Here is a 12,693-nt window from a genome sequence, read left to right as displayed (position 1 = left end):
AATGCAAGGGCACTGGATGAGTATTGATGATTACGCTCATATGACACACCTCGATCGCAGTGCGGTTGAGGCTTTGATTGTCCGAGGCAAACTGACTACCGTTGTGGAAGATGGGGAAGTCTTTATCGATCCGGGTCACGGCATGGCCGGGATTGTCCCATCGAGTCTGCATGAGCTCAGTGAATCCCATGCTGATGTTACACTGGGTGCGAGTTTCGTCGAAAAAACAATCGGTACGATCATCAATCTTCATGAAAAAGTGCTTGTTGCCAAAGAAGAGACGATAGAGTCGATCAAAAATGAAAATCTTTTTCTAAAAGAGGCCCTCGGGTCACTTCAAGAGCTTTATGATGAAGATCGTAAAACAATCGCAACCCTCACCGAACAGCTCCGTCTCTCCCAACAAGAAGTTGAGTTTATGCGTCGTAAATACAAGCTCATGTGGGGAAAAGTAATCGATGAGTATGGAGCGCAATGACCATACAAAATGAATGCATTGGGTGTATCACAGCCCAAAGTAAACGGGTTTGTGAAGCAATCCATGCGGATGCAGCTTTGAGTGAACGTATTGTTCAGTACGTAGAAACATCACTCCAAAATGCAGACTTTACCCTCTCGCCTCCCGTCGTTGCGGCACCGCTTTATGAACATATGGCGGTATTAGCGGACACTAACGATCTCTACGAACATCAAAAACAGCACGCAACGCAGCAAGCCAATTCATACATACCGTTTTTGCAAGAGAGTATTACACAAAGCGATGATCCGTTTATAGCGACACTGAAAACTGCCGTAGTGGGCAATGTTATCGATCTGGCTGCTGAAGTGAGTTTCGACCTGCATGAAGCAATCAATTCCGTATTTACCACCCCATTTTCCCATGATGACAGTACACAGTTATCGGAGACTCTAAAACGTTCTAAAACCGTCCTCTATATCGGTGACAATGCAGGTGAACATATCTTCGATGGATTGACGATACAATCCCTTCAAAAACTCTATCCCCATACAGTATTTACCTATATGGTTCGCGGGAATCCGATCATCAACGATGTAACAATGCGAGAAGCTCTCGAAGCGGGTATGGACTCTATTTGCACCGTAATGGACAGCGGCGTCCCGACTCCCGGATTTGTCTATGAGCTGGCATCTTCCGAAGCCCAAAACCTCTTTGAAACCGCGGATCTGATTATCGCAAAAGGGATGGGAAACTACGAGTGTATGACCCCGCAAAAACGGCATAACATCTGCTTCTTACTCAAAGTAAAATGCTCAGTTGTCGCAGCATCATTGGGAAGAGAGATCGGAGATATCATCTGTAAGCTGGACTAATCAGCCTTGATAAATCCGATTTCGTCCCTCTTCTTTCGCACGATACAAAGCATCGTCGGCTCGACCGACAACATCTTCGACACGGTCACCTTTGTGACATTCACTAAGTCCAAAACTACAGGTAAGCGTATGAATATGAGGAAAATCATACGAATTAATCAATTCCTGGATTTTTGTCGCCAGACGATCCGCTCCGTTAATGTTGGTTTCCGGGCAAATGATCATAAATTCTTCCCCTCCCCAACGACCGACAAGATCCATTTCACGCACATTGTTCCGTATTATCTGTGCAAAAGTGACCAATGTCTTATCACCGACCAAATGGCCGTATGTATCATTGACCCGTTTAAAATTGTCCAAGTCGATAATCATCACGGCATATGTCCGCTGCGTCCGAAGATACGATTGATGACATTCCACTAATTTTTCATCCAGCCGGATACGATTTGTAAGTCCGGTTAACGGATCGGTGGTTGCTATTTTCAAAAGCCGCTTATTGTATTTTCCCATTTCATATTGGCGATACAAAAAAATCAAAATTATAATCGTTGCTAATGCAGCGATCCGATACACCCAGCTGTAATCAACCCGATTTTCATACGATATAGCAATATAGCGGTTAAAAATCTTTTGCCGCTCGGCGATACTGATCCCGTCTATCGCTTTATCGATAATCGATTTGAGTTCCGGATAATCATTGCGAATCATCATTCGAACATCTAAATTAAATTGGGTCGTTCCTGAAATTTTGAGATCCAAATAATGGTCGGCATTAATCAAATAGGCTATGACCGGGAGAATATCAATAACAGCGTCAACACGTCCGGAACTCAAAAGTTTTAATCCTTCACGCGTATTTTCAACATCGACAATCGTAATTTTCGGATAATGCGCCGCAATAATAGCTGAGATGCCATACCCTTGACCGATCGCGACCCGCTTTCCGTTCAACGCTTCCAATCCGGGGATAAAATCAATCGTTTTATTGGTCACGATGACATTAGGGAAAGAAGCATACGGTTTTGAAAAAAGGGCATACGGCTCTTTGTCGGAAGAGAGCGAAGTGCCAAGTGCAACATCCGCACTTTTTGTTTTAATCGCATCAAGCATCCAGTTCCAAGAGGGAGATGATACATATGCGGTATGCATACCTGTCCGTTTTACAATAAGTTTCCAAAAATCAACGGCTATACCTTGAAGGTTAAAATCATCATGATCCGAATAGAAATTAAATGGGGGCCACGTATCCGTAGAGGTATAACGGATCGTATTTATATGTAAGAAAGAGCGTTCATCCACACTCAAAGGAATAGATTGATCGGTAGTATCTTCATAAATAAATCCCTCAAAACGTTTTTCATCCTGAGGCAATCCCATCACTTTATAAATATCTGAAATACGACGGAATTTTTCCAACGTCATTGCACCTAGAGGCTCATTTCCCCGATAAGCAAGCTCTTTTAATACTTCACCTTCATAGATGAGACTCTCTTTCGATTTATGTTGTCCGTCGTAATGTTCTTTTATCAACTGTGCTGTTTCGGGAATATGGGCAAATGCGTATTCCCAACCCTTGAGCGTAGCGTCGACAAATGCACGAACTCTTTTTGGATGCTGATGAACTTCAGACCCCGTCGTAAATAAAATATCGCTGTAAAAATCAAATCCGTACGCTTCCGGATTAATAGCGTTGGTCTCTATCCCTTTTTCCCTGAGTACATACGGTTCATTGGAGATATAGCATGCCATCACATCGGTTTTGCCGTTCGCAATATCCATAGGGTTATAGCTGTGATCTAAAAATTTTAATTGATTTAGCGCTATTCCCTGTGAGTTGAGCATGGCTCGTACTGAGATGGTATCTTGAAAATCCCGTGTCATCATGACCCGTTTACCGATAAGATCACGCGGAGTTTTTATATCCAATGATTTCTTGGAAAGGAGAATAAACGGGGAACTTTGAAATATTGCGGCCAAAGCAACCACATCTTTCCCCTCCATCCGATCGATCAGCAGTGAAGATCTACCGATACCGTACGTACTCCGCCCTGCCATTACCTCATCAATAGCAAGTACTTTAGGATCGAATTTTTGGATTGAGACATCCAACCCGGCATCTTTATAAAAACCTTTATCTTTTGCGACATAATAGCCGGCAAATTGAAACTGGTCTGCCCATTGCAATTTAACCGATACCTTTTCCAATGGAGGCTGAGCATACAGCGCAGTGATAAAGAAAAATAAAATAAAGTAATAATTCTTCATCCTGTCGCCTTTCTTATATTTCCTTTAATAATAGAGTGTATTGCTTTAAGAATCCCTTTAGAAACTGTTTTTGGTATAATGGCGCAATTTATTTTATGGGATAGTTATGATTACGTTTGGCGATATGCTTTTAAAACTTCAACAATTTTGGAATGATCAAGGATGTGCGATTGTCCAGCCTTACGATATTGCCGCCGGTGCAGGAACCTTTCACCCCGCTACTTTTTTACGCTCGCTCGATTCCAAACCGTGGTCAGTCGCCTATGTCGCACCGAGCCGACGTCCGACAGACGGACGTTACGGAGAAAATCCGAACCGTTTGGGAAGTTACTATCAGTTTCAAGTGCTGATCAAACCGAGTCCGGAGAATATACAAGAACTGTATCTCAAAAGTTTGGAATATTTGGGACTTAATCTCAAAGATCACGATATCCGTTTTGTCGAGGATAACTGGGAGTCTCCGACTCTTGGAGCATGGGGACTGGGCTGGGAAGTATGGCTTAACGGTATGGAAGTCACCCAATTCACCTATTTTCAGCAAGTAGGGGGGGTCAGCTGTGATCCCGTCGCCGTCGAGATTACTTACGGTACAGAGCGTTTGGCTATGTATTTGCAAGGGGTCGATACCGTATTCGATATCGTATGGAGCGAAAACGTATTCGGAAAGACGCTATACCGCGATATTCACAAAGAGGGGGAAATCGAGTTTAGCAAATACAATTTCGAAATTGCCGATACCGCAATGCTCTTTGCCGAATTCGAAGCCAAAGCTGCCGAATGCAAACGATGCCTTGATGCGGAACTTCCTCTTCCGGCATACGATCTGTGCATGATGGCATCCCATACGTTTAATACTCTCGATGCACGTAAAGCGATCTCCGTCACGGAACGGGCAAACTACATCCTCAAAATCCGTGAACTAGCCCGCGGGTGTGCCGAGTTGTATAAGTCACAAGAAGAGGAAAGAAACCTCCGCGTAAAAGCCTGATGCAAACCCTCATCGGTCAAATCGATCGGATCATCTATCAAAATAACGGTTTCTTTATCGCCGCACTCAAAAGCGGAGATAAAATCAGTGCCCACTATTACGAAAGCGATGTCGACCATCTCGTAAATGCCGCTGTCACGCTCAAGGGTTCATGGGAAGAACATCGCCAGTATGGACGAACGTTTAAAGCCCACTCCCTTATCGTCAATCAAAACGAACTCTTCTTTTTTCTCAACCGCGTCGTCAAAGGGTTTACCAAAAAACTCACCGCCGAACTGATTGAAAAATACGGGACAGACGGACTGATCGATATTTTAGACAACGATATCGAGCGTCTCATGGAGATCAAAGGGATGAACGAAAAGCGTCTCCTAAAACTCTCTACCGGATGGAAACAGTTCCGTTCCATGCGTCTTTTAGGGGAGTTTTTAGCTCCATTCGGCGTCACTCCCGCTTTGCTTCGGCTGATTGCAGGGGCGATGAAAGAGGTAAAAGATCCTATCGAAGCGATCAAAAATAATCCGTACGGATTGATGCGTATCAACGGTATCGGGTTTAAAAAAGCCGATGAAATCGCACTCAACATGGGACTTAAAACGGATGATGACCGACGCATCCAGGCAGCCATGGAATACACTCTCGGCGAATACTGCGACCAAGAAGGAAACAGCTGTATCGAAAGAGACGCCCTGTTTCATAAACTCGATCAACTTTTATCACTCGGCCATCATGACCGGTACGATGAAGCACTCGACGATCGTCTGCGGGAAGGGAGCATTACACTTTTGCCCAGTTTAAAACTCTCCCCTACCCGTATCTACGAAGCTGAAATACTTTTAACTAATGAATTTAAACGTCGGGGTAAAAGCAAAAACGAGCCTCTCACGGATGATCTGGAAACATTTTTAAAGAGCCAATCTCTCACTCTCGGAGAACAGCAGTATTCGGCGCTGGAACTCATCAATCAAGGGTGCGGATTAATCTTTCTCGTCGGGTATGCCGGGACAGGGAAAAGTACTACGGCAAAAGCGCTTCTCGATCTCCTATGCACCCGTTATGATCCAAACCTCATCATGACCTGTGCACTCAGCGGAATCGCTTCTCAGCGGATACGTGAACGCAGCGGTTATCAAAGTGCCACGATCCAAAGCTTATTGGTGAAATTCGAATCACAAGACACTATGCCCTATAAAGTGATTCTCATCGATGAAGCATCGATGATCAATTCGCTCCTCTTTGCACGACTGATAGCAAAAGTAGAGAGGGATGCAACCGTCATTATCGTCGGTGACGATGCACAGCTCCCACCGATCGGTGCAGGCAGCCCACTTAGTGATGCGATTGCCCTCAAACTAGCACCTACAGTGATGTTGACCCAAATCTATCGCCAACGCGAAGAACAAGCAATCGCCCTCATCGCCAACGATATACGCAAAGGAATGATCCCCCCCTATCAGGACGAGTATGAAGACTTTACTTTTATCCCTGTCGAACTTTCCAATCGCCATGCCCTCAAAAATATGTTGAGCGGTACGGAATACGACGAAGCAATCCATACTCAAAACCACAACCTTTTGGCTGCAGTTGCCGAAGTGACACTGCAATATCTGCCTCTATCGCGTGAAAAGCTCCAAACCAAACAGATACGTGAATACCTCAACGCGTTTCAGGTGATCTCTCCGATGCGCGGAAATACTTTGGGAGTTGACAATCTCAACCTGCTCCTCCAAAATTATTTTAATCCGAATCCAAAAAAGAAAATCACTACCTTCAAAGGGGAATTTCGGCTCCACGATAAAGTGGTTCATACCAAAAATGAAAATATTCTCTCCTACACGCCTGAAGGTTTTAAAAGTGGGGAAGAGCCGATTGAGAGAAGAATTTTCAACGGTATGTGCGGATTGATCTTTCGCCTCGACGAAGAAGAAGAGCTCTGCTATGTCTTTTATCCCAATGAAGAGCTGATTGTCCAATACAAATACGAGCAAATCAGTGAATTTCTCAATCTCTCCTATGCCCTGAGTGTCCATAAAGTACAAGGGATGGAATACGAGAGGGTCGTAATGGTTATGAGTTTTTCTCACCATATCATGCTTAACACCAAACTCCTCTACACGGCATTGACACGGGCAAAAGGGCATTGTATCGTGATCGGGGAATCCGGTGCGTTTGAATCGGCGTGCAGGCGGCTCGAACAGTCCAAACGTTCAACCGTTATGCAAGAAATAAATTAGATATTGGAAAAAAAATTTCCTTTATTTTTATGTGCTACAATTATAAATCTAATCCAAAAAACACAAGGATTCACCATGAAAACACTCATTCTTTCCACAATCGTTGCCACATCTGTCATGGGAGCTTCCCTCATCGATGAAGCAAAAACAGCTGGGTTGAAACCGATTCCTGCCAATCCGAAAGCACTTGAAAAGCTCACTTCAAATCCTAAAAATCCGACCACTTCAGCGAAAGTGGAACTGGGAAAAATGCTCTATTTTGATCCTCGACTTTCTAAAAGCGGTTTGGTCAGTTGTAATACCTGTCATAACCTTGCTATCGGCGGAACAGACGGTATGAGTGCCGCAATCGGCCATAAATGGACAGCTAATCCGCACGGTTTGAGTTCACCGACAGTATACAATGCCGTATTCTATAGCCAACAATTCTGGGATGGACGCAGCCCGCATCTCGAAGACCAAGCCCAAGGACCGATCCAAGCCGGACCTGAAATGGCTGCCCCGAAAGATTTCGTAACCGGTGTTGTCAACTCAATGCCTGAATACGTCAAAATGTTCCAAAAAGCATACGGAAAAGATGTCAAAATCACATTTGAAAAAGTAGCCGATACGATTGCGGTATTCGAGCGCACTCTTGTAACCCCTTCACGCTATGATGATTTCCTAAGCGGCAACAAAAAAGCGCTTACATCTGCAGAGCAAAAAGGGCTTAAAACCTTTATCGACAAAGGGTGTACAACGTGTCATAACGACATCGCTCTAGGTGGGACGATGCAAGCTTTCGGTGTTGTAGCACCGTATAAATATATGAACGTAGGGGACTTCAAAGGGGATAAAAACGGAATGGTCCGTGTACCGACATTGCGTAACGTAACTCAAACTGCGCCATATTTCCATAACGGTCAAATGGCAACACTTCCTGATGCGATTAAAGAGATGGGTCGTATCCAACTCGGTGTTAATTTGAATGACGAAGAAATCGCATCAATCCAAACATTTTTAAAATCACTCGACGGCAGAAAACCGACGATTATTTATCCGATGCTTCCGGCATCCACCGCGACTACGCCTAAAGTGGACGTCGTAAATAACTAATTTATTTTAATACGCCATCGGAATGCATCCCGGTTGGCTACGTTAACACTGGGTTTCGCTCAGCGCGAAGCCCACGCGCAGTCACCGCGCTTTTTTCCTCATCACTCACATTTAATTCCCTCAAACTCTTTTTGATACTCTGCGCAATCACTCATCGGTATCTGTAAAATTTGAGGATTTTTTTGCGGGTCTAACCACCCGAGCAGCTCTTTGAGCGGTGCTTCCTCCATTGCCGTACATCCGGATGTCGGGCGATGATCACTGTGGTTGAGATGGATAAAGATACACGAACCTCTCCCTTTTTCCCCCGTCGTGTTATATCCGATTACTGCTCCGTTACGGTATACCTCATCATTACGGCGCATCGTTTCAAAACTTTTCGGAAGATTGCGCGGATCAAGAAAAGCAAATGTGTTGTAACGAGAGTCTTCAACGTCATCAACACAGATCAGTTTGTCATCAGCATAATAATAGGGCATCAACCCATTGGGATGTTCATCGTAGCCAAATGCAGAACTGATCCTAAATACCCCTGCAGGAGAACGGCCATCCCCCTCATTTTTTAGAGGTGTTTTTCCACTCGCATACCCTAACCCGCTTCGACCCAATGTAACCGGAATTTTTTCGCCGATTTTCTCCCAAGCCGTATGTTTCTCATATCGCTGCATCGTCGCAGCAGTCGAGTTTAGCTCAGGGGAAAGCACCACTATTAATTGTTCCGAAGCATGAAGGGTGAAAAAGAAAAAAGAGCTAAAGAAGATTGGAATTGTTTTTAACATAGCATTGTCTTAGTTTATTTTAAAGTTAGGTAGTATAGCATATTGAAAATCGCAAGAGTGAGGCACTGATGACAATTACCGTTCGTAAAGCATCTGAGGCGGATATTGACATTATTGCCCAAGCATTAATCGAGGGTTCGCGTGGCGGGAAGAAGATCGGATTGTTTGATTTGGTCTTTAATACCTCGGATAATGAGTTACTCCTCGGACATCTAAAACGTTTAGCCCTCACGACAACCAAAAGTTACTGTCATTTCTCAAACTTTTTTATTGCGGTTAGCGGTGCAACTACCGTAGGTACGATTTGCGGCTATGAACCCCGTATCGCAACCCACGAAATCTTTTCAAAAGCACTCGAAGAGATCGGATTTGACGAAACCTACCACGAACGTATCGCTGCCTATCTGCTGTGCGAAGGGGATGTCGACAACAAAACCTTTGTACTTGATTTTATGTTGGTCAAGCCGGAATTTAAAACCATCGATGTATTCAAAGAACTGATCAGTAAAAGTATGCTTACCGCGCGCTTAAAAGGGTACCGTAAAGTTCAAACCTCCGTCGAAATCGGCATGGTAGAGACAGAGATGATCTTCAAAAAACTTGGTTTCGAAGTGATTGATGAAAAACGAAGTGAATACTACAAAGAACAGTTCGACCGTCCCGGTATTATGCGTCTTCAGATGATACTGTAAGGATTTCCCATAGAATATGGAATTTTAGGGTTACTCCCGCCGCTCATTGCTATCCTTCTCGCCCTCTTCAGCCGTTCCGTTTTTATCGCTTTAGTAATGGCCGTTCTCGCGGGCGAGTTTATCATTGCAGGCTTTCACCCTATCGATGCACTTGTTTTAACGGCTGAGCGTTTTGGTGGATTGCTCAGTGAAGGGTGGGTGCTCAAAACACTCGCGTTTGCCATCATGGTCGGCTCTGTCATGGCACTCATAGAGCGAAGCGGAGGTGTGGACGGACTGGTCCATGAACTGAGCGTCAAACGTTCCTGGGTGAACAGCAAACGGGGTGCACTCATGCCCAGCTTTATCGCCGGTATTATCGTTTTTATCGAGTCATCCATAACCTCTCTCGTTGCCGGAGCGATCGGACGCCCTTTTTGCGACCGATACGGTATCAGCCGTGCCAAACTGGCATTTGTCTGCGACTCCACCTCTGCACCGGTATGTTCGCTCATCCCGCTAAATGGATGGGGAGCCCTTTTACTGGGACTCATCGGAGGACAAATCACGGCCGGACTGATCGGAGGTGAGAGCGCAACATGGCTCGTTCAGTCGATAGCTTTTAATTTCTACGCATTCGTTGCCCTGATCATTACCTTTATTGCCGTTTGGTTTGAAATCGATATCGGACCGATGCGTAACGCAGCCATTGTTCCCCCGAATACTATAGAATGCGAGGATGAGAGAGGTCACTTTGGGCTCTTTTTATGGCCGATGGTATGGATGATCGGAGGGGTTATCGCGTTCATGGTCATCACCGGAGGAGGAGATATTCTCAAAGGGTCCGGTTCAACCTCGATTTTTTATACCCTCATTATTACACTGATACTTATGTGGGGATATTATCGATTTAAAAATGCTCTTACGTCCCATGATTTTTTTTCAGCCTCACTGAAAGGGGCAAAAGCAATGGCTCCGATTGCCGCTATTTTACTGTTTGCTTTTGCCATCGGCGGAGTCAGTTCGGATATGGAAGTAGGCAAATATCTGGCCTCTTTTATCGGAAGCTATTTGCCTTCGGCCTATTTAGGCGGAGCCATTTTCGTTCTGGCGGCAATTATCGCATTTGCAACCGGTACAAGCTGGGGAACGTTTAGTATTATGCTCCCTATCGCCGTTCCATTGGCCGTCGGACTCGATGCACCCGTTGCACTCTGTATGGGTGCCGTCATTTCAGGGGGGGTTTTCGGCGATCATTGCTCCCCTATCTCCGATACCACGATTATCTCTTCGATGGCATCGGGATGCGAAGTGGGTGAACATGTCCGAACTCAACTCCCATACGCCCTTATTGCAGCCGGTATATCCTTTATTTTATTTGTACTTTTTGGAATCGCACTAACATGACCAAAGCAAAACTCCTTTTACTCGAAGACGACCCGAATCTTTCTGAGAGTGTCAGCGAATATCTCGAAGAGCAAGGATTTAACGTCGTATGCGTTTACGATGCCTCTTCCGCCGAAGACATTTTATATGAGCAAAAATTTGACTTGTTGCTCCTGGATGTAAACGTTCCCGGCGGAGACGGATTTTCCCTTCTTAAGGCAAACCGGAAAGAGGGAAATACCACACCGGCGATCTTTATCACATCCCGCAATGCCATGAGCGATGTCGAAGAAGGTTTCGAGAGCGGTGGGGACGATTACATCCGTAAACCGTTTGCCCTCAAAGAGTTATTATTACGGATTCAAACGATCTTGAAACGCAACTTTTACCATAATCCGACCGATGCCCTTACCCTCGCCGAGGGAATCACCTATGACATCGAGAATCAAGTCCTCACGGTTGAGGGACAAGTGCAAAATCTCCAGCTGAAAGAGCATAAACTTCTCAAACTTTTTATCCAGCACCGCAATGAGCTCCTCTCACATGAAGTCATCATGGAACATCTATGGGATTATGATGAAACCCCTAGTGACGGAAGCTTACGCACCTACATCAAAACGCTCCGCAAACTCCTCGGAAAGGATTCCATTGTCAGCCACAAGCGCCTCGGGTATCAATTTCGCTAAATACCGTACCCTCAAAAGCTTTCTAATCCTGTATGGGATCATGTCTGTTTTGATCCTGGCGCTGATCGGGGTCCTCTATTTTCAATACGCCAAAGCCGTGATGCTCTCATCCCAGCGCCTCGCGATGCAACTCGAATCGGAAAGTTATGTCCCAAAACTCAAAGCGTGGCTCGAACACGACCGCGATCTCAAAACCTTTCCGAAAGATTTGGCCTACACGACCGCACTCTACGGATACGATCAAAAACCCATCGTTTCTCGTCTGCATAATAGTACTCCAATCGATTTCAAAGAAAATATCTACCTTTCAAGCAAACACATTTATCTGATCGTTCCTCTCTCACCCTACGGGATGGGGGAGTATTATCTGATTTTTGAAACCCAAGACGACGGGCTGTGGCGTCAACAAACGCTTGAAATCACCCTTACATTCGGAACGCTCTTATTTTTGATGCTCGTCGGTATGGGATATTTTCTCTCTCGTTTGATTCTGCGTCCGATGAACGAGGCGATAGCCCTGCTCGATGATTTTATCAAAGACACCACCCACGAACTCAATACTCCCGTCAGTGCAATCCTCACAAACATCGAATCGCTGGAAGTCAACGATCTCCCCCCCTCGGCACAAAAAAAGATCAAACGAATTGAAATCGCTTCACGCACCATCTCGACCCTGTATGACGATCTCACCTATCTGATCCTCAATCACGACCTCTCCGTGCAGGATGTACAACTCGACCTCAGCCACCTTTTGCACGAACGGTTAGAGTACTTTCGCCACCGAATCGAGCAAAAAAAGATCGCATTGCAGTTGTCCGTAGATCCATCCGTATTTTTAACGATCGATCATACCAAAGCGACCCGTGTCATCGATAATCTCCTCTCGAACGCAATCAAATATAACCATATGGGAGGGACTATATCGATTACTCTTCGTGATGGGGTTCTATGTGTCGAAGATAACGGTATCGGTATCCCCGATGCGATGATCGAACGGGTATTCGAGCGCTATACACGCGCCGATAAAAGTGTCGGAGGATTTGGGATCGGATTGAACATCGTCGCGATGATTGCCAGAGAGTACAACCTGAATATCACGATCGAATCGGAGGAGAAAAAAGGGACGAAGATATGCGTAACGTGGTCCTCATAAATCCCTAAAAATAATATTTATTCGCTATAATCTAACTAATGTGCCTCATGGATTTTTCATCAAAGGTCAAACTATGCAGCGTCGGTATCGTGAGAAAGACATAT

Annotated in this window: 11 protein-coding genes; 9 read left to right on the top strand and 2 right to left on the bottom strand. The window is 45.1% G+C overall.

Features of this window, described 5'->3' with window-relative positions; translation table 11 throughout:
- Position 1 precedes the first annotated feature (1 nt).
- Both PHE37_RS03895 and PHE37_RS03890 read left to right on the top strand, forming a co-directional pair.
- Positions 2–478 (top strand): DUF3972 domain-containing protein, encoded by a 477-nt coding sequence (locus tag PHE37_RS03895; RefSeq protein WP_299994375.1) that lies wholly within the window; start codon positions 2–4, stop codon positions 476–478.
- Entirely contained in the window at positions 475–1,332 is an 858-nt protein-coding gene (locus tag PHE37_RS03890) for an ARMT1-like domain-containing protein (RefSeq protein ID WP_299994377.1), read from the top strand. Before PHE37_RS03895 ends, PHE37_RS03890 begins: the two co-directional genes overlap by 4 nt.
- Here the strand turns inward: PHE37_RS03890 and PHE37_RS03885 are convergent, their stop codons facing one another.
- Entirely contained in the window at positions 1,333–3,597 is a 2,265-nt protein-coding gene (locus PHE37_RS03885; protein WP_300008228.1) for an ABC transporter substrate-binding protein, read from the bottom strand.
- Between the two features lie 106 nt (positions 3,598–3,703).
- Between PHE37_RS03885 and glyQ the strand changes: the two genes are divergently transcribed.
- From glyQ to PHE37_RS03870, 3 genes are all read left to right on the top strand, one after another.
- Positions 3,704–4,585, top strand: coding sequence for a glycine--tRNA ligase subunit alpha (gene glyQ, locus PHE37_RS03880; RefSeq protein WP_299994380.1), 882 nt, complete (start codon positions 3,704–3,706; stop codon positions 4,583–4,585).
- Complete coding sequence (locus PHE37_RS03875) at positions 4,585–6,819, top strand: AAA family ATPase (protein ID WP_300008226.1); 2,235 nt, start codon at positions 4,585–4,587, stop codon at positions 6,817–6,819. The genes glyQ and PHE37_RS03875 overlap by 1 nt, the downstream gene beginning before the upstream one ends.
- Before the next feature lie 75 nt (positions 6,820–6,894).
- Positions 6,895–7,914, top strand: coding sequence for a cytochrome-c peroxidase (locus PHE37_RS03870; protein ID WP_299998032.1), 1,020 nt, complete (start codon positions 6,895–6,897; stop codon positions 7,912–7,914).
- 101 nt (positions 7,915–8,015) lie between these two features.
- On the opposite strand, the gene PHE37_RS03865 is transcribed toward PHE37_RS03870, so the two are convergent.
- Positions 8,016–8,693 (bottom strand): L,D-transpeptidase family protein, encoded by a 678-nt coding sequence (locus PHE37_RS03865; protein WP_299998030.1) that lies wholly within the window; start codon positions 8,691–8,693, stop codon positions 8,016–8,018.
- Positions 8,694–8,761: 68 nt separating this feature from the next.
- Between PHE37_RS03865 and PHE37_RS03860 the strand changes: the two genes are divergently transcribed.
- From PHE37_RS03860 to PHE37_RS03845, 4 genes are all read left to right on the top strand, one after another.
- The gene (locus tag PHE37_RS03860; protein WP_299929666.1) at positions 8,762–9,385 is read left to right on the top strand and encodes an acyl-CoA acyltransferase; all 624 of its coding nucleotides are present in this window, start codon (positions 8,762–8,764) and stop codon (positions 9,383–9,385) included.
- Positions 9,386–9,481: 96 nt separating this feature from the next.
- Positions 9,482–10,771 carry a Na+/H+ antiporter NhaC family protein gene (locus tag PHE37_RS03855; RefSeq protein ID WP_299997285.1) on the top strand — a complete coding sequence of 430 codons (1,290 nt, stop codon included), beginning with the start codon at positions 9,482–9,484 and terminating at the stop codon, positions 10,769–10,771.
- Positions 10,768–11,436 (top strand): response regulator transcription factor, encoded by a 669-nt coding sequence (locus tag PHE37_RS03850; RefSeq protein ID WP_299997282.1) that lies wholly within the window; start codon positions 10,768–10,770, stop codon positions 11,434–11,436. Before PHE37_RS03855 ends, PHE37_RS03850 begins: the two co-directional genes overlap by 4 nt.
- On the top strand, positions 11,399–12,589 hold the full coding sequence (locus PHE37_RS03845) for a HAMP domain-containing sensor histidine kinase (RefSeq protein WP_299997280.1): 1,191 nt from the start codon (positions 11,399–11,401) through the stop codon (positions 12,587–12,589). Before PHE37_RS03850 ends, PHE37_RS03845 begins: the two co-directional genes overlap by 38 nt.
- Positions 12,590–12,693 lie beyond the last annotated feature (104 nt).

The organism is Sulfuricurvum sp., from assembly GCF_028681615.1.
In the GTDB taxonomy this organism is placed as follows: Bacteria; Campylobacterota; Campylobacteria; order Campylobacterales; family Sulfurimonadaceae; genus Sulfuricurvum.
This window is presented reverse-complemented; position numbering and strand designations above follow the sequence as displayed.

Bases quoted from the DNA above. Each gene is read 5' to 3' on its own strand.
- glyQ (WP_299994380.1), top strand. From the start codon at position 3,704: ATGATTACGTTTGGCGATATGCTTTTAAAACTTCAACAATTTTGGAAT.
- PHE37_RS03860 (WP_299929666.1), top strand. From the start codon at position 8,762: ATGACAATTACCGTTCGTAAAGCATCTGAGGCGGATATTGACATTATT.
- PHE37_RS03865 (WP_299998030.1), bottom strand. From the start codon at position 8,693: ATGTTAAAAACAATTCCAATCTTCTTTAGCTCTTTTTTCTTTTTCACC.
- PHE37_RS03870 (WP_299998032.1), top strand. From the start codon at position 6,895: ATGAAAACACTCATTCTTTCCACAATCGTTGCCACATCTGTCATGGGA.
- PHE37_RS03895 (WP_299994375.1), top strand. From the start codon at position 2: ATGCAAGGGCACTGGATGAGTATTGATGATTACGCTCATATGACACAC.
- PHE37_RS03855 (WP_299997285.1), top strand. From the start codon at position 9,482: ATGGCCGTTCTCGCGGGCGAGTTTATCATTGCAGGCTTTCACCCTATC.
- PHE37_RS03885 (WP_300008228.1), bottom strand. From the start codon at position 3,597: ATGAAGAATTATTACTTTATTTTATTTTTCTTTATCACTGCGCTGTAT.
- PHE37_RS03850 (WP_299997282.1), top strand. From the start codon at position 10,768: ATGACCAAAGCAAAACTCCTTTTACTCGAAGACGACCCGAATCTTTCT.
- PHE37_RS03890 (WP_299994377.1), top strand. From the start codon at position 475: ATGACCATACAAAATGAATGCATTGGGTGTATCACAGCCCAAAGTAAA.
- PHE37_RS03875 (WP_300008226.1), top strand. From the start codon at position 4,585: ATGCAAACCCTCATCGGTCAAATCGATCGGATCATCTATCAAAATAAC.